A 23,715-nucleotide genomic window follows, 5' to 3' on the forward strand; every position below is an offset into this window, starting at 1 on the left:
AACAAATTAAAAATATTTTTAAGTACTTTGTATTGCATAATACTAAATTTATTATATATCTTTGTAATGTAAAATAACAAACCATACAAGCTATTAACATTTAAAAAATAATAATCATGAAAACTCAAATTCTTATTGCAGCCCTATTTTTCAGTGGATTTGTTACTGCTCAGCAGAAAAAAGACAGTGTGAAAGTAAATGCTATTGATGCAGTAAATATCAAGAAGCAGGTTTTCAAAAAACAAGGTGACCGTTTGGTATATGATGTAGCTTCCTCTCCTATTGCTAAGGGAACAAATACATTTACTCTCTTGAAACAAACTCCAATGATTTCTAGTGTGGATGGGAAAACGTTGAAGATTTTGGGTAAATCTGACGCGGTTATCTATATCAACAATAAAAAAACGAATATGGATGCTGAGGCATTAATTGAAATGCTAAAGTCTACTCCATCGGAAGATATTCAGAAAATTGAGGTAATAACTGTTCCGGGAAGTGAATTCCAGGTGGAATCTAAGGAAGGTGTCATCAATATTGTGATGAAAAAAAGCAGAAACAACGGCTACAATGGAACTATGAAAATGCAGAATGAGCATGGTTATTATAATAATCCTTCGGCTGGAGGTTCATTCAATTTCAGACAAGGAAAATGGTCTGGGAACTCAAATGTAAGAGTAGGAAACTGGACAGACAGAGAGAAATATAGATTATCCAACGGGGACCCAACGTTCAGAAATGAGTCTTATGGTTATAATGCTGATCCTAACAATAACTATGGAGGAGGTATTAATCTTGATTATGAGATTAACAAAAAGCAGAGTTTGGGATTCTCTTACAATATGAGATACAATAAAAGCTTCAACTCTGTTCTGGAAATGATGAACTGGCAAGATGGAGTTTTAACGAACAGAACGATTAATAATGAAAATGCACAAACCAGAAATCATTCATTTAATTTAAATTATGAAATAAAGATTGATTCTCTGGGAAGTAAACTTACATCTAATGTTTCGTACTTGTGGTTCAACAGGGATAAAGTAAGTTTTAATGAAAGTTTTCCTTTGTATGAGGATGTGAACAACAGGTATTCAGCTTTGCATCAATCTGTACCACAGATTATTAATAACTATGCTGCCAATATTGATTATTTGAAAAAGACGGCTAAGGGTGCAACATGGTTGATGGGAGTGAGCTACAACCATACCAATACGGATAATGATACCAGACAGGATGTTTTTAACGGAACAACATTCGTGGATAATCCGGCACAAACCAATCACTTCATTTATAAGGAACAAATTCTGGGAGCTTACATCAATTATGAGAGAAAGCTGACTGAAAAAATTTCCGGAAAAGCAGGCCTTAGATACGAAATGACCAAAAGCACGGGAGATATTCTTGGAAAAACAGGATTTGAAAGAAACTACAACAATCTCTTACCTTACCTGAACCTGAACTATGCCATCAGTTCGGATCATAATCTAAGCTATACATTCTCCAGCAGAATCAGAAGACCTAGATTCTGGGAACTGAACCCATCGAGAATGTATTTTACTCCTAATAACTATACTCAGAATAACCCATTTATATTGGCTTCAAAGTTCTATAATCAGGAACTGAATTATATGTATAAAAATGCATTTTATGCCAATCTTAGTTTCACAATGATAGACGATGCTTCCAGCCAGCTACCATTAAGAGGAACTTTAACCCGAACTAAAGAGGATGAGAATGGAAATCCTATTACAGAAAAAGTAAAGTTTCTTCGATATATAAGAACCAACTATGGCAACAGCAGAGAATTAGGATTAACATTGGGAATGAACAAATCCTGGTTTAAAGATATCTGGACCACCAATTATTCTGTGAATCTTGGATATACAACGTTCAATGGTAGTGTAACAAAGGATCCTACCTCCATCCCTGCAGCTGGGGAAACAGAAGAGTTGGAAGCCTATGTTCTTGATATTAAAAACTACAATATAAGCGCTACGCTTAATAATAACATCCGTCTTTCTTCTAAAAAGGATTGGTTTCTGGGAGTTAATTATTTTATAGCCAGCAGAGCTGCAACAGAAGGGGGAATGATGGGAGTAAGACAAAGCCTTGATTTTAGTGTAAAGAAAATAGTTGGAGACTGGACGGTGCTAGTAGAATTATATGATGTATTCAATCAGAATTTCTATAAGATTGAAGGAGTACAGCCTCATGGCAGTTATAACAATGTAACCAATTTCAATTATCCAAGATTATTTAGTGTTGGGGTTACCTACAATTTTGGAAATCAGAAACTGAAAAAAGCAAGGGAAATGAAATCAGCTAATGATGCTGTAAAATCAAGAACCTAATCTATAAAAACTTATCTCACTTAACCACTCTAAAAAAACAAACATGAAACGTATACTTTTGTCAATAGCTGTCATATTCGGTACCTGTGCTTTTGCTCAGGAAAAGAAATCAGACACGGCAAAAACTAAAAATATAGAAGGTATTACCATCACCAAACAGGTATTTAAAAAACAAAGTGACCGTTTTGTATATGATGTTGCTGCTTCTCCTATAGCGAAAGGAAATACTACTTTTGATCTTTTGAAACAAACGCCATTGTTATCTTCAACTGATGATAAAACATTAAAAATTGCAGGAAAAAACAATGTATTAGTTTATATCAACGGAAGAAAATCCAATATGGATGCAGAGTCTCTGGCGCAATTCCTCAAAAATACACCGGCCGAAAACATCCAGAAAATTGAGGTAATTACAGTGCCGGGAAGTGAGTTTCAGGTGGAGTCTTCTGATGGGATTATCAATATTGTCTTAAAGAAAAAGATGAGTGATGGCCTTAACGGAAACATGAGATTCTCTAATACTCAAAGTAAATACAATGCCAGCCAGGCAAGTTTCTCTGCCAATTATAGAAAAGACAAACTGGGAATTAGTGCCAACCTCAGCGGTGGGGAAAACATTCAGGCTCAAACCTATACTTTAAGAAACAGCAGTGACAATGCTTCAAATGAATCAACCGGTGATATCACCGATCCAAACAAAAATATCGGAGGTTATCTGAACATTGATTATCAGTTGAATGATAATAGTAACCTGGCTTTATCATGGAATACATGGGCCAACAAGAGCTATAATTCAACGGTATCACTTTTCAATACAATTGTTAATAAAGAGGGCCCCCAATACACATGGTCTAAAAATAAAGAGGATGCGAGAACCTATAATAACTCGCTCAATTTAAACTATGAGTTAAAAACAGATTCCCTAGGAAGCAAGTTAAATGTAAATGCAGCTTATCTGAATTATAAAAGATTTCAGGTTACAGACAATATCACTTATAAATCCGATATCAATAGAAAGCTAGACTATAGAGATAAATCTATCCAGATGTTTCAGGACCTTCCGCAGATCATTAACAATTTCTCCGGAATGGTAGATTACATCCAGAAATTTAAAAATGATCTTACTATTTCTGTAGGTGGAAATTATAACAAAACAAAAACAGATAACGATACTAAAAGTGACACTTATTTTATTGATCCTGAAAAAGAACCGAAATTAGCACCTAACCACTTTATTTATGATGAAAACATTTATGGCTTTTATGTAACTGCCGAAAAGAAGTTTTCGGATAAATTTTCCGGAAAAATAGGAACCCGATATGAGATTACCAACAGTTTAGGAACCTCAGATAATCCGCCAACAGAAGCTCTTAAAAGAATTGAAAGAAACTATAACAATTTTCTTCCTTATATGAGTCTTAACTATGCCATCAATGATAAAAACAATATTTCCTACTCCTTTTCAAGCAGGATGAGAAGACCTAGCTTCTGGGAAATAAATCCGGTGGTAAATAAACTGACTGATGATAATTACACTCAAAACAACCCTTTTGTAAAGGCTTCTTCTACTTATAATCAGGAACTGACTTATATGTATAAAAACTCTTATTTTGTAGTTTTAAACCATTCTTATATTAAAGATGCCATCACTCAGGTCCCGTTACAAGGTTATCCCGAGAAGCCTAATGGGGAGCTAGGAGAAAATCTTGCCTTAAGATACATCAGAACCAATTTTGGAGATAAGCAGGAAATGTCTGCCATGGTAGGAATCCAGAAATCATTCTTCAAACAATATTTGACTACGAATTTCAGCATCGGTATTCAACATAACAGAAACAATGGAAGCTTGGATATGGATCCCACTACTGGGGACCGTTTCAAAAATGAGAAAGGAGAATTTGTCACCTATATTAATAAGACCAACTCTACCAGTATTTTGATTCAAACGAACAATACCATCCGTCTTGATAAAGCGAAAACATGGTTCCTTGGAGTTAACTTTTTCTTCATAGACAAGCAGCAGATAGAACTGGGTATGCTACGAAGTTTATCAAGTTTAGATCTTAGCATCAAGAAAAATTGGAACGACTGGACTTTTGCAGTCAATGTAAATGATGTCTTAAGAACCAATATTGTAGTCATTGATGACATCCAAGACAATGGAAACAAAAATTACATCCACCAGAATCAATACCCAAGAAGCTTAACGGTAAGCCTTACTTACAACTTCGGAAATAAAAAACTGAAAAAGGTAAGAGATATTGAGGGTGCTTCTGACTCTATCAAGAGTAGAACAAAGTAAAATAATCTTTCTTCATATTCAACTCAATTATATTCCACGGAAACCTGTTGATCTTTCAACAGGTTTTCTATCTTTATAGGCATGAAAAGAAAGTTAGCCTTTATTTTTTTATATTTTAGTTTATCCTTTCTGCTGACAAACTGTAAGGAAAAAAAGGTCACACTAGGGATGAATATTTCCTTTGATAAAGAGGAAAACATTCATTATGGAAATGATTCTGACCAAGTCATGGATCTTTATATCCCCCATCAAAAATCTACGAAGAAAAGAGATGTATTTATTATCATTCATGGAGGGGGCTGGCGTAGTGGAAACAAATCTCAACTTACTTTCTTTACCTTATCTATGATGCAGAAATTTCCTGATTATATTTTTGCCAATATTAACTATCGGAAAGCTTCTCCAACACAATATGCCATTCCCAATCAAACGGATGATATTAAAAACGCAATTACTTTTTTAAAAAGAAAACTAAAAGATAGCCCAAAGATTATTCTAATGGGAAATAGTGCCGGTGGACATTTATCTATGCTCTACGCTTATAAATTTGATATCGATAAAGAAGTAAAGGCTGTGATTAACATTGTAGGGCCGGCTGATCTATCTGATTCCGGTTTTAAGACCTATCAAGAATATTCCTTTGTAGAGCAGCGCCTGATAGATCCCAAAATACTCACAAAAGGTGCTCCAGCAGTTAATTTTGCCAGTCCGGTTCATTGGATAGATAACACCTCTGCTCCTACTCTTTCCTATTATGGAAAAATAGATCAAGTAGTACCTTTAAACCAAAATAAGATTCTGGATTCTGTTTTGAATAAAAAGAATGTTTTTCACGAATCTTTTGAATTCAGTGGAGGTCATTTGGATTGGGATAAGGCACCAAACCATACTTTTCTTATCGATAAGATTGAAGCTTTTCTTAAAAAGACAGACAAAAAATAACACGTTCTGATTTTTCAAAACGTGTTATTTTTTTATCTTTTAATTTGATTTACTCGGATTTTGCGACTGCTGTTCTTTCTGAAACTCCATTCGCGTTGAAAGCTTCAATCTGGAAATAATAAGAATCTGTTCTGTCTGCTCCTGTAAAGAAATATTCATTCTTTCCGTATACCATAATGCTTCCGTACATTTTCTCAGGAGATTTCCCCCAGTAGATTACATAGCCATCCGCTTCAGGATTCTGTTGCCATTTCATCCAAATACTTCTTCTTTCTCCATACTTTTTAGGGTCAGCTCTTAAAGGTACAAAACCTTCCACTTTTGCAGGCTGTTTCCCAGCTCCTTTTCCAAACACTCTGAAGCCACTTAATGCAAATTTTCCTGTAGGTATTTTAAGGTTTTCCATTTTTAGGAAGCGGGTTTTTGCAGGCTGCTCAAGCTCAATATAATCGTGAGGAACATCTTTTGTATTCTTGCTCTTATCCACAATCACATTCCACGTCTTGCCATCATGAGAGCCGTAGATTTTATATTGATGCATTTTCCCTAAGGTTTTCCCCATGAATTCAGCATCCTGGTCTGCATAATTGATCTGAATGGCATTGATTGTTGAAACTTCACCCAGATCCGTCTGGAACCATTCTCCGGAATTCCCTGTTTTAGCACTCCAATAGGACTTGATATCTTCATCTACAGCATAATTGGGTTGATAACCACCTAAAGTAGATGAAACCTGAACCGGTTTATTATAATTTAATAACATCCATCCGGCAAAAAGACCTTTTGTAAAGTCTTTCCCTTGTGCATACTGCGGAAGATAAGTAGGATAATCACCATAAGCCGTATTACAATACATCACATCATCTTTATCAAAACCTGCAGGCCAGATACCCAACCTTCTTTCAAAATTATTTTTGGTAGAAATAAATATAGTGGAAACGTGCCACCAGTTTTTATAATTGTCTTCAAAAGTTGCTCCATGACCAGCTCCCCTTGCAAAACCTCCAGGTTTATAAGAGAATGGATTATGCTGCTGATATTCAAAACCTTCCAAAGGGCTTTTGCTTACGTATACTCCATCGGAATATCCACTGAATTCTGTTGCCGGAGCACCATACTGCATATAATATTTCCCGTTATGTTTTGTCATCCACGCTCCTTCTACAAAAGGCTGAAGAAAAACATTATCATTGTATTCTCCGAAACGCTCCCATCCGTGGTCTTCGGGTTTTAGTTTTAGAATGGGCTTCACAAAACCTTCAGACTGAAGATTTTTCACTTTCACTTCTGTTCCCAGCAAAGGCCATTCATTACTTGAACCCCAATATAGATATAATTTATTCCTATCTTCATCATAATGGAATGCAGGATCCCATGCGCCTACTTTTAAAGTATCTACTGCAATTTTCCAGTCATCTTTAGTTGGATTTGTACTTTTCCAGATTGGGAAATCCTGCTCCCAGGTAGAACCATAAACATATAGAGTATCTTTCATAGCCCATACTGCCGGAGCATTAAGATCATGAATATATTTATTATCTCTGAGAAATTTCCTTTTTACAAACTTCCAGTCCAGCATATCATCACTGTACCAATATCCTTCCTGGTTTGTAGAAAAAAGAAACAGCTTATTTTTAAAATTAACAATCACCGGATCTGCTGTGGCGCGGTGTTTCCCTTGTTTTGAAAAAACTTCAAAAGGAGTATAACCATAATCTATGTTGATCGGATTACAAAATGTTTTCTGCTGAGCTCCTACAATCATTCCAAGAAAAATTGCTAATGACAGAATATATTGTCTCATTTTTAGATTTTAAAGATTCCAACAAATTTAGCTAACTTTTTTTGGTTTTCTCCAAATAAAACCATCCAAAAGATAATGGGTAAGCTGCGGCACCACCAACAGCGGAACTAAAAACTGCAGTAGATTTTCAGAGATCACAAATTCCAGTGAAAAATGCTCATTCCAAACCAAGGTTTCCCATAGAAATTCTTCAAGCAAAGCAAAGCCTAAAATAACTCCTACAAATAAAAATATTCCCGTGGCTGATTTAAAGATCTGCAACCTGTTCAACTGATGATTATCTTTTTGCTTTATTTCACGAAGATAGATCAAGGCAATATAAGGAATCCCGTGGGATACGACATTCAGGAAAGTAAAGAGCAAATCATTATTAAAATAGACAATCCCGAAATACCAGGAAAGATAAGTTCCGGTAATGAGAGCTGTTTTGGGAATATTAATGGTTCTGGTTTTTATGATTTCAAAAATGGTTTTCAGCATCCAGATTGTTAATATTCCTATATACAGAACTGTGATAAAACCAATATAATCGGGCAAGTTTTTAAGCCAGTCAAATTCATTATTAACAAACCATGTAAATGCACGTGGTGTTTTAAACCAATACAACATTGGGAAAATTGTAGCAGCATATACAGCTACCTCATCTATTTTCTTCTTCCAGTTATTAGGTTCAAAGCGGGCGTATATTCTCATGAACCCATATTGCTGTCTGATAAAATGAAAAACAGCAATGAATGCCAGTACCGACCAGAATGTAAGGCTTCCAAGTTGGAATAAAGCAATTCCCAGGAACCAGCCTAGAATGGGAACCCCGAAATACAGTAATTTCCTTTTCTGAACCTCATCTTTTACAAAATAAGTCTTAAACAAAGTGGAATATACATGGGCAACATCCACAAAAACAATCAAAAGAAGCCATGTATAAAAGGAATACTTATTTTCTAATCCTTGAATTTGTTTCTGGAAAAGAAAAATTATCAACAAAACTATAAAAGGTGGGGATAAAATAAACCACCAATCTGTTTTTGCATTATGTATCCAAGGTTGCTTCATATCATTTGCTTAGCAGTTCTTATTCCCTGATAAAAGGCTTCTTCAAAAATAGATATTCCGGAAAGATCAGAATGAGCAAAGAAAACTTTCCCATCCATAGGTTCTTTAGCAAGCCTGATGTCTTCACCAAAAATTTGATTGGGAACCGGAGCAATCATAGCGTGTCCTATTTTATGAAACTGCATTTCAAGAATAAATTCTTCTATGAGCGGATGTGCTTTCTTCAGGTCCTCTAAAACTAAAGTTTTAAGTTCAGCTTCTTTCATGGAATACAGCTTCTTTCTGGCTTTTTTACAATCATTTGTAGAGAAGCTTTTGTAATAGGTAATTACTTTTTCTCCCAACACCTGATTGATATTCTGATGCTGATCATAAATATACCCTAACCCGGAAGATCCATAGATTACATTATCCCAGGCAAGCTCTTCATCTCCTCCAAACTCATTCTTCAAGGTAATGGTTGTCAAAAGCCAGGGAACATATTGAAATGATTTTGTGTTTCTATTATTTAAAATTCTTTCGTTGACAAACTGAGGAATGGCAAACAAAACTTTTTCGGCTACAATAGTCTTTGTTTTCTTCTGAGCATTATCAAAACACTGTATTTCAACCTTATCATTAATTTCAACATCAAAAACTAAATGATTAGTTAAAGATTTTTCTTTGATATATTTTGAAAAATGCTGAGTGAGTCTTGCATTTCCTTCCGGCCAAGTAAATACCTGGTCCTTATATTTTGTACTCCAGTTATTTTTTCTTCCGGCAAAATAATGAATCCCCGCCCAGGCCGAAACATAGTCTATCCCCAAGCCATAATCATCTCTACAGGAATAGTCCAATAACCAAAGAAGTTCTTCTGACTGAAAATGATGTTCCTGAAGCCAATCTATAAAAAGAGTTTTTTCAAGCTTCATCACCTCATCTTCCCTGCTGGAATCATGTACAGGAATGGCAAACCAATACTTTCCAAGATGATCTTTTTTTTGACGGAAATCGTTCATCATTGTAAAGAAACGGTTAAGCTCTTTTTGTATTTCTGATGATATTCCCTTTTGCGGGACAACATCATTCTGCCATGAGTTTTTATAGAACAATCTTTCCTGCTGTGGAAAAGTCATCTGATATTCATCCAGAATAGGTTCACCATTTTCTTCTATTCCCTGGCAGATTCCACACTCTGTCAGAAATTCGATAATTTCTGTGTTTTCTTTATTGGGTAGAGGCAGATAATGTGCTCCCAATGGAAACTTTGAAAATGAATTCTGTCCATTTGAAGAATTTCCTCCCAAGTGATCCTCCATTTCCAGAAGGAGATAATCATGCTTGTTATTTTGACTGAAAAACCTGCATGCAGAAAGCCCAGAGATCCCACCACCCACAATAAGATATTGGGTGTGGATAACTTCTGTAGATTGTGGAAAATCCTTAGCCCACAATGTATGCCCAAGAATATGATTGGTTCCTGTAATTCTCAGTAATAAAGTTTTTGCTTTCTTTCCACAATATTGCAGAAAGGGAAGCATTAGACTGCCTAACATTACTGTCTTTAGGAAATCCTTTCTACTGAACCTTCCCCCACTCTTCATCAAAATAGCGAACTAGTATCTGGTTATCCAGACGGTTAACTTCTACATCTTTTACTTTCATATCCTTGTTAAAGTAGGACATTTGCGAAAAATCATAATCGTAGTATTTTAAGTTGGGAATCTGTCTGTAGATCTTATTATTGACCGGTTCAAATGAAGCCATTGCAAAGCCCCACTCTCCAAACGACGGAACATAGGTGTGATACGCGGAGGTAAACGGAAATATCTGATTGATTGTTTTCTCTATACACCAGAAAGATTTTGGTGCAAAATAGGGAGAAGTAGTTTGTACTACAATCTTTGTCTCCGGAGTGGTTATTCTTTCAAGTTCTTTATAAAACTGCAGAGAATAGAGTTTTCCCAAACTATAATTGGATGGATCCGGAAAGTCAATGATAATGACATCAAATTTCTTTTTATTCTCCTTTACCCAAATATAGGCATCCTTGTTAATAACTTCCACTTTAGGGCTGGATAGGGAGTTTTGGTTCAGCTTACGCATGGTCTCATTGGTTTTGAAAAACTGGGTCATATCACCATCAAGATCTACAAGGGTAACTTTATTCACCTCTTTATATTTCAGTACTTCACGAACAGCAAAGCCATCACCACCTCCAAGAATCAGAACGTTATTAATATTTTTGGCCATAGACATTGCAGGATGCACCAATGCTTCATGATAACGATATTCATCTGTGGATGAGAACTGCAAGTTATTATTGAGATAAAGCCTGAACTCCCGGTTATTTCTTGTTAGAACAATTCTTTGATAGGGAGAACTTTTTGTATAGACTATATTCTCTCCATATAATTTTTCTTCTGAGTAGGACAAAATCTTATCTGAAAATATGAAAAGTCCCAAAAGGAATACAAAAGCTCCAATTGATTTTACCTTTAGAGAGATTGGTTTTGAAAGTTCTTTGGTAAGATAAAAACACAGGAATATCGCAATGGAGATATTAATCAAGCCAAAGAATAATGGGGTTTTTACAATTCCAAGGTTAGGAATTAATACCAAAGGAAAAAGAATGGACGCGAGTAAGGCTCCAATATAGTCGAAAGCAAAAACATTGGATACTAAATCTTTAAACTGAACCCTATCTTTCAAAATATTCATTAAAAGCGGAATCTCCACTCCTACCAAAGATCCTGTAAAAAATACAAAGAGGTACAGAACGGCTTCAAAATGGGCTAATGTATTGAAGAGGATGAATAGTACCACGGAACTTATTCCTCCAACAATTCCTACCAGAATTTCAATTTCTACAAATTTATCTATTAAGTTTCCTTTGATAAATTTTGCAAAATAGGAACCCACCCCCATTGAAAACAGATATACTCCGATGATAAAGGAAAACTGCTTTACAGAATCCCCTAAAAGATAGCTCGCCAAGGCTCCGGCCACCAATTCATAAATCAATCCACATGTAGCAATGACAAATACTGAAAACAATAAAAGCAGCTCAAGAGGAATCCTCTTCTTATCCATGAATTGCAGCGCTTATAATCATTGAAATACCGATGATAAAGGCTCCAAAAACAATAGCCAGTGCTATATTTTTATTTTGGGCAATCTCATGCCATGTTTTCTCAGGAGTTAGTTTCTCGATGATGAAATAGCATAACAGCAAAATGGCAATTCCTAAGAATGAATAAAGAACTGAATTGAATATTGGTAATAGATTAATGTTGTCCATAGTTATATTTTTTATTTGTGATAGTATCTGTAAAATCCTGCTCTGGAGTGGCTTCTTGTGGTTCCGTCACGGTAGTTTTCCGTTTTGGCACAGTCACAGAATTGATTTCCTGTAAAAGTCAGGTACACAAACCAGCCCAGGAATAACCCTCCAATGGCAAACAATTGCCAATTATTTCTGATATAATTGATGATTCTTTCCATGATTAATTAACGGGATAAGGTGAGTTGGAACTGTTACTCCATTTGTTTCCTTCAAAAATGCGTCGAGCCAAATAGCTCAATCCGGCAAATATCAATAAGCAGACAAGTACAATCCCAAAGTTCCAGAACGAAACAGGGAGCCATGTGGCTTTGATCTTTACGGTAGCATTTTGTTCACTATTGCTTGGATAGCCATAATTTGGTACCATATTAACAAGGATAGAATCTAGCTTACCAAGCTCTTTTAAATTATTTTGAAGACCGGTTTTTAATAGAATATCATTTTCCAGTGCGACTCTGTCTGTATAGGTACTGATGCTTTTGTCTTTATCATTTTGCATAAAGAAAGCTCCGGTTTCATTTTGAATGATTGAGAAATCCCCATTTTCCGGCCGGTAACCTGATTTGAAAGGATCTGCTACTCCTCCTTCTTTTTCCGCTGATATTAAAAAATGGTATGTTCCCTGAGGAATACCGCATATATTAAAATCTTCCGTCTGGCTTCCCTCACTCCAGCTTTCTCCACCTTCAAATCCGGAGTATTTTTCAATATCCTTGGTAGCGTAGATTACTTCATTGGTTTTCTCATTAACGAGACCTATCCCTACATTTGCCCAGGAGTTATTCACCTCAGAAAAAAGATGAATTTTTAAGGGTGCCGAACCGCCAGAAAAGCTGAAGCTTTTGCTCACCAGTTCTTTATCATTTACATCTGCAAAGTTTATATTTTGTTCAAAAACAGTCTGATTGTTTCTTGAAGTGACTACATACAATTGCAGCAGGCATATCAGCAATGCCGTAATTGCCATAATATTGATACATTGCCTTACATTATAAGGAAAGGGTTGAACAATTCCTATTCCTGAGCTATAGGGCATATTTTTTAGGCCAAAGGCTTTTCTTATCTGGGATTTCGAAATATGATTCCCTTTAAAGAACTGTGATGAATTTCCGTACTGCTCCCGAGAGATCATTTCTGCGCCATTCACATATTCTTTATAATTAACGAGTCCAAAATTCAGTTTATCTTCAAAATACCCTGCAGCGGCGTAGGTTGTACATGGTGTGGTTTCGTACCATCTGTATTTACGTCCGTCCAATTCAGCATGAAACTTAGATTCTTTAAAGGCAACTTCCAATTGTCGAAGAAAAACCCAGTGCCCATCACTTTCACTTAGATAAGCATTATTTCCGGTTTGATCTTTCAATGCATATTCACGCCAAAAGGTATCCGAACCGTATTTTTTAATGACAATATTAATCACCCAATAATCTGTACCATAGAGCGTTCCCTTACGCCCTACTTCCAAAACAACGTTTTCTACAGGCTTTTTAATATTTTTCTTCTGGGTAATATTTTTTACTCCAATAAGGGTATTACAATGACTGCAGATAAATTCTTCAATGGCAAAATCAATGGCCATATCATTATTATTGGTTCGGCAAATGGGACAAATGTGATCCATTTTTATCTGTAAATTTTGTGTTTTTGAATGGTATTAGCTTTAAAATATTGAACCACTTCATCAGCTATCTGTTCTACTTTTTCTGTATTGTCCTGAGTATAATTACATAGGAATACATCAAAAGTAAGCTGCTTAAACTCCGGCCACGTATGAATACAAAGATGGGACTCTTTAAGACAAACTGCCGAGGTGAAGCTTTGATTTTCAAAAATATGGTTAGTAATCCCTACTATTTCTACTTCTTTTGTTTTCAGAATATCTTCTGTGAATGCAAGAAATCTCTTGCTGTCTAATAACAAATCTTCTGACTCTGTTTCCAAAGTCAGAAGAATATGTAAACCTTTATTTGATAATGGGTTCAATTAATTTTTTCGTAAATATATTATTTTTTTGGAAGAAAAACCTCGGCAAGCATGCATCTTGCACTTCCGCCTCCATTTACTTCTATGGTATTAAGATCTGAGTAAATAATCTCACAGTACTTTTCAATAGCGGCAACCTGTTCTGGTGTTAAAGACTGGTAAGCGGTCTGGCTCATCACCAAAAACTTTTCACCATCTTTATTTTGTACCTGAAGCATATTTCCTGCAAACTGCTGCATCTGCTCTTCTGAAATTTCAATGATTTCTTTTCCGGAATTTTTGATGGTTTCAATTACCTTTTCTCTTTCCAGCTCATCATCAATACAATCAAGACAAATAACAACAAATTGATCTGCCACACACATCATAACGTTGGTATGATAGATAGGAAGTCTTTCTGTACCCACAGTCTGGTAGGAATGGAAAACGATGGGTGTAAAACCATATTTTTCGCAAAATTCTCTGAACAGATTTTCATCTAGCCTCAAAGAAACAGAACCATAGGCAATTTTCTTGTCGTGGTCGAAGATCATACTTCCTGTTCCCTCCAGGAAGTGTCCTTGTGTTTCAGGAAAGGACCAATCATCTATTTCAGCAACTTCGAATCCCTGTTCTTTGATATTTTCAATAATATCATCTCTTCTTTCCACTCTTCTGTTGGACGCGAACATAGGATATAGAACTACTTTTCCATCATTATGAAAGCTTACCCAGTTATTTGGGAAAATAGAATCTGGTGTATGGGGATCCAATGTATCTTTTATGGTAATTACATTGATGCCTTTACCTCTAAGTTTTCCAACAAAAGTATTGAACTCTGCCAATGCCTTTGACTGTATATCGGAACCTGTTTGTTCTACCTGAAAATAATTATTTTTCGCAGTTTCTGCATTATAACCGAATGCAATCGGTTCTATCATTAATACGGTATCTGTTGTCTGCATGTTTTTTTTAGTTTGAGGGTGTTTGTGTATGAGTGTTTGGGAGTATATCAATGTGGCTATACATTCTTATTCTCTTTATTGAGTGATGAAAATGAACACCATTTTTCTGACTGACTCATCATATTGATTAACATCCCTATTATTTGGTTATACTGATTATGCAAGTTATTATATTGATCTTCATTTATGTAGCTGCAGGCATAAGCAAATTGAAGCCATGTTTGGGTTTCTCTTGCTTCCCCTTCTGCGTCTGTAAGCTTAGCAATAAAGGATTTCTCATATCTCCTTTTTCCCCAGGCTTCACTAATGTTTGCAGTTACAGATCTTGATGATCTTCTTATTTGATCTGTAAGAGAGTAAAGTTCTTCTTTTGGAAAAGACTTTGAGAGTTCATAAATATACTGTGCTGTCTGAAAAGATTTTTGAAAAACTTTTAAATCCTGATGAAATTTAATTGTTGACATCGTTCAATTATTTAAGGTTAAAAATCACTTCCTCTTACAACTTTACTACTTACTCCAAAACTCTCTCACTCTATTACTCTATTACTCTACAACTCAATTACTCCCTAACAAGTGGCATTGTAGAACATCTCAACAAACCTCCCATTTTAGAGATTTCTCTGTAAGGAATTTCTTCTACTGTCATTCCCCATTCGTTTCTTAAATGATTGTTCATTCTGGTAAATGTTTTGTCCGAAACAACTATTTCAGGAGATATAGAAAAGATATTCGGGAACATTTCAAACATTTCTTCATCATTGATGTGGAAGCAGTTTTCTTCACCGAAAATATCGATGATTAAACGATAATCGCTTTCGTCAACAAATCCGTTTTTATAAATGATACATTTATCTTCTCCTATTGGGTTGAAAGTACAATCAAGGTGTAGGATTCCCTCAAATGGGATTTTATCATTTTTCTTTAATTCAAGATCAATAATTCTTTTCTTGGGAAAGTATTCTTTTAAGATTTCAATGGCATATTCGTTGGTTCTTGCCGTTTTATAGTTTCTGTAATCTTCACTGAAGCAAGTTCCTATGAATAGAAAGTCATTCCATACAATTACATCACCTCCTTCAATATGGGCTGTTTCCGGAAGGTTGATGATTTTTCTCCAAGCAACTTTTTCAAAAACACTCTTGTATGCTTCCTGCTCATCTGCTCTATCTGCAATTACATTAGAAATAATCATCTTGTCATCAATAACAAAGGCTACATCTCTTGAAAAAACCTGATTGTAGTCTTCGATGATGCTTGGACGCAGTACTTCTACGTCATACTTTTTTAAGACCGCTTCAAAAGCGTTCATTTCGTTAATGATATCCTGTTCTTTAGGATATATATTGTGTTCGATTGAGTAATATGACTTGGCGTCATAACTTTCCTCTAGCGTGGGAACCGGTCCCAATGAATTAGGCTGGCCTAGAACTACTGACTTCAGCCTACCCGTTTCGTTTTTAATGTTTAGTCTCATAAAGATTCATGCAATACTACAAATATAAGTAAAGGTCTCTACCTATAAAACTTTTGGAATATTTTATGCATTAAATTTGGTTTCCAAAATCACCCCTCTTCAACAAAATTTCCTTGTCTGTTTAGCTAACTGTAGTGAATTGCTCCAAAAACATCTACAACTTACTATTTTCCATCTACATAAGTAGAAAAAAACAGATAATCATATTATTTAATTTCCTATATTAGTGATATAATTTTCGCGAAATTATAAGTACTAAAACTTAACTATTAACATCAAAAAACAAAGTCATGAACAAGAACAATCCAGTGCTAAAGAATGCACAAAAATTAGGAAGAGAGCAACAAAAATCACTTATGGGAGGTGCTCCAATTTCAACAGGAAGAAGATGTTGTGAATGGGACCAGAACGGAAAATGCTATATCTGGACATGTGACAGATGCCAATGTCCTTAAATATAAGAACCTGCTTTTTTAAGCAGGTTTTTTTATCTGGTTCTGTTTTCTTCTTCTGTCTTCTGAATTTCTTTAGCCTGATATTTTGAGCTTCCAAAATGATAACTCAATGAAATTAACAGCCTGCTACTATCCCACCAATGGGTAAACCTATTATCCATAATCTGTTTATGTCTGAATTCTAAACGTTGATCGTAAGAATCAAAAATATTACTGTACCCAAGCTTAGTACTCAGTTTATTATCCAACCATGATTTTTGAACAGATAAATCTACAGTATAACGCGGCCTGATAATATAAAGACTGTTTCCTGTTTTGGATTCATAATTTGCAAACACATTAATAGTATATCCTTTGGGTAAAGTAAAGACTTGATTTACTCTTATCTCGTAATTATAAATTTTCAATGCAAAAACATCATTAAGATAGGGTCGGAATTCATAGTTGTAATATCCTGCAAACTGACTGGTGATATTCCACCACTTTGTTAATTTTACAGGGAAGCTTGTCTCAAGGGAAGCAAAATTTCTATAAGGAAGATTGGTCCCTAAATATTCAAGAACATTGGTTTCAGGATTGTACAAAGGATAACGGGTCATAACATCTTTTTCTTTTCCAATGGTGAAACTGGTCACCCAGTTTTTGTACCGATAGGCTGTTTTAATTTGAGTGGTAAAAGAGGGTAACAAATAAGGATTTCCTATCCAGTAGTTCAATGGGCTGAAATAAAACCGAAAGGGGTTAAGTTGTGAGAAAACAGGTCTTGTTATTTTTCTGCTATAGGAAAAAGACAATTCATTAGATTTATTAAAAGAATAGCTTGCACTAAAAGAGGGCAGCCATTCAAGATAATTTCTTGAAATAACGGAACCCACAACAGCTGCATCTGAAATACTTTGTGTATTTTCAGCTCTTATCCCTGCATTGATCTGAAGCTTTTCAAACCTTTGTCTATACGCTAGATAACCTGCCATTATTTTTTCTTTGTAAATGAAAAGATTACTTCTTGTAGCATCAAAAACAAACTGTTTGTTTACTGACAAAGTATCATATCTGATATTATTATTGGTAACCGATTGACTATATTTAAAGCCAGCCTCTATAGTGGCACTTCCTATTTTCTGAGAGGAATCTACCTGTCCTGTATAAATATCAATTTTATTAAACAGATCAGACTTCCAGTAGGATAATATTTCAGAAGAAGATTTATTCTTATTAATGAAGTCATCCTGCTGCTTATTTTTCACAGAAAGATAATTCCCCAAGAAGCTCAATTTAAAATTTTTATTTTGAAAAGAATAGTCAGTGGTAATGCCATAATTATTCTGTGAATAATCTATTGGATTTTCACTTTCAGTATTAAATATAAGTTGATTTTCATTTTTATCAGTAGTATATAATGAGCCTGAGCGTAAACGGTCATTTTCCCTGAAATTGCCCCTTAAATTTAAGCTTACCCGATGCTTATCATTCAGTCTGACATCTGCCCCTGCCTGAATATTAAAAAATTTTCCGTGATCTTTCTGATAGGTAGCCGTTCCCATGACATTGGTATTGGCTAACCTTTGCAGTGCATTATAACGATAGGTAGAAATTCCATCATTATACCCTGCTTGTAGGATATAAGCAACTTTTTCCGTATTGTTTGTTAAATTCAAGGAATTCTCTCGTGAACTGAATTTGTTTATATATAGATTTCCATTATAGCTTCCTTTCCAGCCAAGATTGGTATTTTTTTTAAGCTTAATATCAATAATTCCTTTAAATTCTGCATCATACTTTGAAGACGGATTGGTATTGACTTCTATGGACTCTACCATTTCAGGTGACAAAGACCGTAAATAGGCCTGCAACTCCTGAGAACTCACCACAATAGGTTTTCCATCAATAAATATCGCCGGTGCTATTCTTCCACCAATAAAAATTCCATCTTCCTGATCTACGGTAACTCCTGGTGTTCTTCTGAGGACTTCAAGAAGATGGGTAGAAGTTTTGAAGTCTTTATTACCGGAGACAGCCATCACGATGCTTCCGTCATTCAACTTCAGGTTTCTGGGTACAGCCTGAATCACCACTTCTGAAATATTTGTGGTTGTAGCTTTTGGGGCAATCAAAGAATCTGCTGTTTTTTCTTTTACAACGTTCTGAGCATTTCCAAAAAATGAGATAAATAATAGCAACAGAAGTAGCCATAGTTTAGTGGTCATAAATTTTATATTTTATGAAACCAAAAGTATTAGCTTACCAAAGAAAATAGGTTTTGAAGTTAAAATTCCGCAGTACGAAATTATAAATTAGAACCCTGAAAACTATGCTCAGACGGCATTTGGGATTGCCTATATAAAAGCGGAGTGGTGTTTTTAATTTTTTTGAATGTTGAGAAAAATGTAGATTTAGAATTAAAGCCTACTTCGTAACCGATCTCCTCGATCTTTAAATAAGAACCATTATCTATTTTTTCACATGCTTCATGGATTCTATATTCATTAATGTAGGTGGAAAAGCTTTTCCCCAGATTATCATTCAACAATTGAGAAAGCTGATGCGAAGACATATTCATTTTAAAAGCAAGGTCACTAAGCTTCAAATTTGGATTCCTATACAAATCTTCAGAATCCATTAACTTCTCCAGCTTAGTTACAAAACTATTGGCCTGCTCTCCGGAGATTTTTCTATTTGAATATTTGTGAGCTTCTTTTACTTCTGCCGCTTGATACTTTTTATTGAATAAAGTCAAAAAATTTGCATAGAGTACGAACGAAAATACCAGACTTCCACCTGCACAATAGATTTGTACCCAGCCCGTAGAAATTAATTGGTAGGTTAAAAAGATAATCACATTACTAATCAAAACAGGAAGAAGAAACTTATTGAAGCTTTTCTGGCCTTGTTTTACTAAGATATAATATTGATAAACCGCAAGAAACATAAATATCGACCAAACGGTGTAAATAAAAGTTCCAAAATAATGATCCCATGTAACAGGAAAAAATAAATACAGTAACCCGACAGCTCCCAAAATAAGAGTCAGTATTCCGAATACCTTCCTACAGTTCTTAAAATCAAAATGATCATTCTGAAAGGAAGATTTTACATAGTAATAAAGTGCGGGTCCTGTAAAAAATAATGCGGGCATCCCCAAATGCTGAATAACCCTTGGTAAATCCGGATAAAAATAAATACACACGGAAATCCCTACTCGCAAACTTAGCATTAGGAGAAGAATTCCCAGAAAAAAATCTGGAAGGTTTTTCAGTTTCTTGATAAACAACAGATAAATCCCAAGCAGAAGCCCATTAAAAGCTCCCACTGCGCTGAAGAAAAATAGCATCTGTTGCCCGAAAGTCATGGTCTGTTATTTTTTATTTTAAACAAAAAGCTGTACAAATGATTTCAAAAATTATGTTACAGCCTGATCAATAGCCATAATCTTTATGTCACTTCATCAATAAACATCCATCATCTGACTTTATCTGAACCTTTTATTCTGCAAGAGTAAATTTAATAATTTATTTAATATCAGACCTATATACATTTCATCAAAATAAAATTTTGCTATCAACCTAAATAAAAAATCCCAAAGCAAGCTTTGGGATTTTTTTATTATAGAAACCGAAATTATCTGTTTGTAATATCGATATAGTTTCTTTCTTGAGCACCTTGGTAAACCTGTCTTGGTCTTCCGATTGGATCTCCTTTTAATCTCATTTCTTTCCACTGAGAAATCCATCCTGGAAGTCTTCCTAATGCAAACATTACAGTAAACATTTCTGTAGGAATTCCTAATGCTCTGTAGATGATACCTGAGTAGAAGTCTACGTTTGGATATAGTTTTCTTTCAATGAAGTACTCATCCTCAAGGGCTACTCTTTCTAACTGCATTGCAATATCAAGGGCTTTATCCTGGATACCTAGTGCAGTAAGGATATCGTCAGCAGCTTTTTTGATGATTTTTGCTCTTGGGTCGAAGTTTTTGTAAACTCTGTGTCCGAATCCCATTAGACGGAAGCTATCGTTTTTATCTTTAGCTTTAGCAACATATTTAGATACGTCACCTCCATCTTTTTCAATAAGCTCAAGCATTTCGATTACAGCCTGGTTAGCTCCACCGTGAAGTGGTCCCCAAAGTGCAGATACCCCAGCAGAGATAGAAGCGAAAAGACCTGTGTGAGCAGACCCTACCATTCTTACTGTAGAAGTAGAACAGTTTTGCTCGTGGTCAGCGTGAAGAATTAATAATTTATCTAAAGCACCTACTACTACCGGATCGATTTCGAAATCAGCGTTTGGTAATCTGAATGCCATTTTGTAGAAGTTTTCTACGTAGTTTAGGTTGTTGTCTCCGTGGTTTAATGGTAAACCTTGAGTTTTTCTGTAAGTCCAAGCACAAAGGTGAGAGAACTTCGCGATCATTAGCTCAGCAGCATGATCCATTTCTTCTTTAGAGTTTACGTTAACTGCTTTCGGGTTGAAAGCTGTTAAAGCAGAAGTCATAGAAGATAAAACTCCCATAGGGTGAGCAGAACGAGGAAAAACATCAATGATCTTTTTCATTTCATCTGCGATGAAGTTATATTTTTTAATGTTGTTGTCGAAAGAAGTAAATTGATCCTGAGTAGGTAATTCTCCATGTAATAAAAGATACATTACTTCTGTGAAGTTAGATTTTTCAGCAATTTGTTCAATTGGATAACCTCTGTAGAATAATTCTCCTTTATCTCCGTCTAAGTAAGTGATGTCGCTAATAGTAGCTCCAGTATTTTTGTAACCTAAATCCAGAGTGATTAAACCTGTCTGGTCTCTTAATTTTGAAATATCAATCCCTCTGTCTCCGATAGTACTATCCACGATAGGATATTCATATGAATTACCGTCGTAATTCAATATTACTTTGTTGTCTGACATTATTTATTTATTTTTTTTAAATATACCACTTTCCATAAAATACGGCAAACAAAAATTATCGCTTGCCGTTATTTATAAATTCAATTATCTTTTAATTTTAAATGCTTCTAAACCTGGGAAAATTGCAGTTTCACCTAGTGCTTCTTCAATTCTCAACAATTGGTTATATTTCGCCATTCTGTCTGATCTTGAAGCTGAACCTGTTTTGATTTGTCCACAGTTCATTGCTACTGCCAAGTCAGCAATTGTAGCATCTTCAGTTTCTCCTGATCTGTGAGACATTACTGAAGTGAACTTGTTGTTCTGAGCCATTTGTACAGCAGCCATTGTTTCAGAAAGAGAACCAATTTGGTTTACTTTTACAAGGATTGAATTAGCAATACCTTCTTTTACACCTCTTGATAATCTATCCACATTAGTCACGAATAAATCGTCACCTACCAACTGTACTCTGTCACCGATTTTATCAGTTAACATTTTCCACCCTTCCCAGTCATCTTCCTGCATACCATCTTCAATAGAGATGATAGGATATTTAGCTGCTAATTCTGCAAGGTAAGAAACCTGCTCTTCTCTTGATCTGTGAGCTCCTTTATCTCCTTCAAATTTTCTGTAATCGTAAGTTCCATCTTTATAGAATTCTGAAGCAGCACAGTCTAACGCCAACATGATATCATCACCAGGCTTATAACCTGCCTTTTCAATAGCCTGAAGTAAAGTATCCAAAGCATCTTCAGTCCCGTTGAATGTAGGAGCAAAACCTCCCTCGTCCCCTACTGCTGTAGAAAGACCTCTTCCTTTAAGGATTGATTTTAGGTTGTGGAAAATTTCAGTACCCTTTCTCAAAGCGTGAGAGAAAGAATCTGCCTTTACCGGCATAATCATAAATTCCTGGAATGCAATAGGGGCATCAGAGTGAGAACCACCATTAATTACATTCATCATAGGAACAGGAAGTGTATTTGCATTTACACCACCTACATATTTATATAGAGGCATTCCTAATTCTGCAGCTGCAGCTTTTGCTACTGCTAAAGAAACACCAAGAATTGCATTAGCACCAAGATTTCCTTTGTTAGCCGTTCCGTCAAGATCAATCATAATCTGATCGATATAGTTTTGTTCAAAAACCGGCTGTCCAACTAAATTTTCAGCAATTACTTCTTTTACATTTTCAACAGCTTTCAGAACTCCTTTTCCTTGGTATTCTGAACCACCGTCACGTAGTTCCACAGCTTCGTGTTCTCCGGTAGATGCTCCTGAAGGTACAGCTGCACGCCCCATTGCTCCACTTTCTGTAAATACATCTACTTCAATGGTTGGATTACCTCTGGAATCTAAAATTTGTCTTGCTTCTATGTAAGAAATTGCACTCATTTTTTATTTTTTTAGTTTACACAAATTTAATCAAAAATAAACTTTAAAGGGGCATTTTTCATGGATCTTTTGGTACAAATTCAGAGTTAAATTTTCGTTAATTTTGAACATTCTAATTGTATAAAGATTCAATAAAAAAAATTACAGGTATCCTTTCGTTTTCATGTAATTTTTAAATGTAAAATTAACGTTGTTGGTTTACTTTTTGATTTCATTAAAATAATTAAATTCTTCATTATAGGAATAAAAACCTATATTCGATACATAAAAAATAACCATTATGAAAAAAGGACTTTTAATAGCAGTTTCAGCTTCTGCCCTACTACTTACAAGCTGCAAAAAAAGTGAAAGCGGAAACAAAAGTGTAATTAAAACAGATAGCTCGGAAACATTGGTTACTGATAACAATGGAAAAATTGATTCTGTAACACAAAGCTCATCAACAATAGATGTAAACGGAAAGAAAATTGAAAAAACAGATTTTGTTTATAAAGCTACGGACGGAACCTTGGTAAAGGTTATATTTAAGAATGACCCAAAGGAAAGTACAGTAGCTATTACCAGCAACAAAAAAACATTTACTCTTCCTAAAACTGAAACTAAAGGGGAGGAAACCATCTATAAGAAAGATGATATGACGGCAAGGGTAAAAGGAGACAGCTTACACCTGGAGCAGGGAAATAATATCATAGAATTGAAAAGAACTAAGATCTAGATTGATTTCAAGTCGGGAAATGAAACGATGACGATATCAATTTCCATCGATATACAAACAAATAAAAACCGTTCAGCATG

The 23,715-nt window shown here is 35.2% G+C and carries 20 protein-coding genes; 5 read left to right on the top strand and 15 right to left on the bottom strand.

Translation table 11 applies throughout. The annotated features are described in order from the left end of the window. The first annotated feature begins 116 nt into the window (after positions 1–116). From C7D53_RS12345 to C7D53_RS12355, 3 genes are all read left to right on the top strand, one after another. Positions 117–2,348 (top strand): outer membrane beta-barrel family protein, encoded by a 2,232-nt coding sequence (locus C7D53_RS12345; RefSeq protein WP_106916786.1) that lies wholly within the window; start codon positions 117–119, stop codon positions 2,346–2,348. A 43-nt stretch (positions 2,349–2,391) separates the two neighbouring features. Continuing rightward, positions 2,392–4,650 (top strand): TonB-dependent receptor domain-containing protein, encoded by a 2,259-nt coding sequence (locus C7D53_RS12350; RefSeq protein WP_106916787.1) that lies wholly within the window; start codon positions 2,392–2,394, stop codon positions 4,648–4,650. A 168-nt stretch (positions 4,651–4,818) separates the two neighbouring features. Beyond that, positions 4,819–5,592, top strand: coding sequence for an alpha/beta hydrolase (locus C7D53_RS12355; RefSeq protein WP_228422326.1), 774 nt, complete (start codon positions 4,819–4,821; stop codon positions 5,590–5,592). 49 nt (positions 5,593–5,641) lie between these two features. Here the strand turns inward: C7D53_RS12355 and C7D53_RS12360 are convergent, their stop codons facing one another. From C7D53_RS12360 to C7D53_RS12410, 11 genes are all read right to left on the bottom strand, one after another. Beyond that, positions 5,642–7,396 carry a discoidin domain-containing protein gene (locus C7D53_RS12360; RefSeq protein ID WP_106916789.1) on the bottom strand — a complete coding sequence of 585 codons (1,755 nt, stop codon included), beginning with the start codon at positions 7,394–7,396 and terminating at the stop codon, positions 5,642–5,644. Positions 7,397–7,423: 27 nt separating this feature from the next. Next, the gene (locus C7D53_RS12365) at positions 7,424–8,449 is read right to left on the bottom strand and encodes a hypothetical protein (protein ID WP_106916790.1); all 1,026 of its coding nucleotides are present in this window, start codon (positions 8,447–8,449) and stop codon (positions 7,424–7,426) included. Next, positions 8,446–9,987, bottom strand: coding sequence for an NAD(P)/FAD-dependent oxidoreductase (locus C7D53_RS12370; RefSeq protein ID WP_228422328.1), 1,542 nt, complete (start codon positions 9,985–9,987; stop codon positions 8,446–8,448). The genes C7D53_RS12365 and C7D53_RS12370 overlap by 4 nt, the downstream gene beginning before the upstream one ends. A gap of 22 nt (positions 9,988–10,009) precedes the next feature. Further along, positions 10,010–11,524 carry a polyamine aminopropyltransferase gene (locus C7D53_RS12375; protein ID WP_106916792.1) on the bottom strand — a complete coding sequence of 505 codons (1,515 nt, stop codon included), beginning with the start codon at positions 11,522–11,524 and terminating at the stop codon, positions 10,010–10,012. Next, positions 11,517–11,732 (bottom strand): DUF350 domain-containing protein, encoded by a 216-nt coding sequence (locus C7D53_RS12380; RefSeq protein WP_106916793.1) that lies wholly within the window; start codon positions 11,730–11,732, stop codon positions 11,517–11,519. The genes C7D53_RS12375 and C7D53_RS12380 overlap by 8 nt, the downstream gene beginning before the upstream one ends. A gap of 11 nt (positions 11,733–11,743) precedes the next feature. Next, on the bottom strand, positions 11,744–11,935 hold the full coding sequence (locus tag C7D53_RS12385) for a hypothetical protein (RefSeq protein ID WP_228422330.1): 192 nt from the start codon (positions 11,933–11,935) through the stop codon (positions 11,744–11,746). A gap of 2 nt (positions 11,936–11,937) precedes the next feature. Next, a complete protein-coding gene (locus C7D53_RS12390; RefSeq protein WP_106916794.1) occupies positions 11,938–13,401 on the bottom strand; it encodes a DUF4178 domain-containing protein in 1,464 nt (487 codons plus the stop codon). 2 nt (positions 13,402–13,403) lie between these two features. Next, positions 13,404–13,763 (bottom strand): S-adenosylmethionine decarboxylase family protein, encoded by a 360-nt coding sequence (locus C7D53_RS12395; protein ID WP_076353278.1) that lies wholly within the window; start codon positions 13,761–13,763, stop codon positions 13,404–13,406. 20 nt (positions 13,764–13,783) lie between these two features. Next, positions 13,784–14,707: a citrulline utilization hydrolase CtlX gene (ctlX, locus tag C7D53_RS12400; protein WP_106916795.1), complete on the bottom strand. Its 924-nt coding sequence runs from the start codon at positions 14,705–14,707 to the stop codon at positions 13,784–13,786. A gap of 56 nt (positions 14,708–14,763) precedes the next feature. Continuing rightward, complete coding sequence (locus tag C7D53_RS12405; protein WP_106916796.1) at positions 14,764–15,171, bottom strand: four helix bundle protein; 408 nt, start codon at positions 15,169–15,171, stop codon at positions 14,764–14,766. Positions 15,172–15,268: 97 nt separating this feature from the next. Continuing rightward, complete coding sequence (locus tag C7D53_RS12410) at positions 15,269–16,183, bottom strand: dimethylarginine dimethylaminohydrolase family protein (protein WP_076353276.1); 915 nt, start codon at positions 16,181–16,183, stop codon at positions 15,269–15,271. A gap of 290 nt (positions 16,184–16,473) precedes the next feature. Between C7D53_RS12410 and C7D53_RS20935 the strand changes: the two genes are divergently transcribed. Further along, positions 16,474–16,638: a hypothetical protein gene (locus tag C7D53_RS20935; protein ID WP_162926166.1), complete on the top strand. Its 165-nt coding sequence runs from the start codon at positions 16,474–16,476 to the stop codon at positions 16,636–16,638. 32 nt (positions 16,639–16,670) lie between these two features. Here C7D53_RS20935 and C7D53_RS12415 read toward each other — a convergent pair whose 3' ends face one another. From C7D53_RS12415 to eno, 4 genes are all read right to left on the bottom strand, one after another. Beyond that, a complete protein-coding gene (locus C7D53_RS12415; RefSeq protein ID WP_106916797.1) occupies positions 16,671–18,845 on the bottom strand; it encodes a TonB-dependent receptor domain-containing protein in 2,175 nt (724 codons plus the stop codon). 80 nt (positions 18,846–18,925) lie between these two features. Further along, positions 18,926–19,987 carry a helix-turn-helix domain-containing protein gene (locus C7D53_RS12420; RefSeq protein ID WP_106916798.1) on the bottom strand — a complete coding sequence of 354 codons (1,062 nt, stop codon included), beginning with the start codon at positions 19,985–19,987 and terminating at the stop codon, positions 18,926–18,928. 269 nt (positions 19,988–20,256) lie between these two features. Beyond that, entirely contained in the window at positions 20,257–21,543 is a 1,287-nt protein-coding gene (locus C7D53_RS12425) for a citrate synthase (protein ID WP_106916799.1), read from the bottom strand. A gap of 84 nt (positions 21,544–21,627) precedes the next feature. Next, complete coding sequence (gene eno / locus C7D53_RS12430; RefSeq protein ID WP_106916800.1) at positions 21,628–22,920, bottom strand: phosphopyruvate hydratase; 1,293 nt, start codon at positions 22,918–22,920, stop codon at positions 21,628–21,630. A 280-nt stretch (positions 22,921–23,200) separates the two neighbouring features. Here eno and C7D53_RS12435 point away from each other — a divergent pair, with 280 nt between their 5' ends. Then, positions 23,201–23,635: a hypothetical protein gene (locus C7D53_RS12435; protein ID WP_106916801.1), complete on the top strand. Its 435-nt coding sequence runs from the start codon at positions 23,201–23,203 to the stop codon at positions 23,633–23,635. Positions 23,636–23,715 lie beyond the last annotated feature (80 nt).

The sequence above is a fragment of the Chryseobacterium aurantiacum genome (assembly GCF_003020585.1).
GTDB lineage: Bacteria > Bacteroidota > Bacteroidia > Flavobacteriales > Weeksellaceae > Chryseobacterium > Chryseobacterium aurantiacum.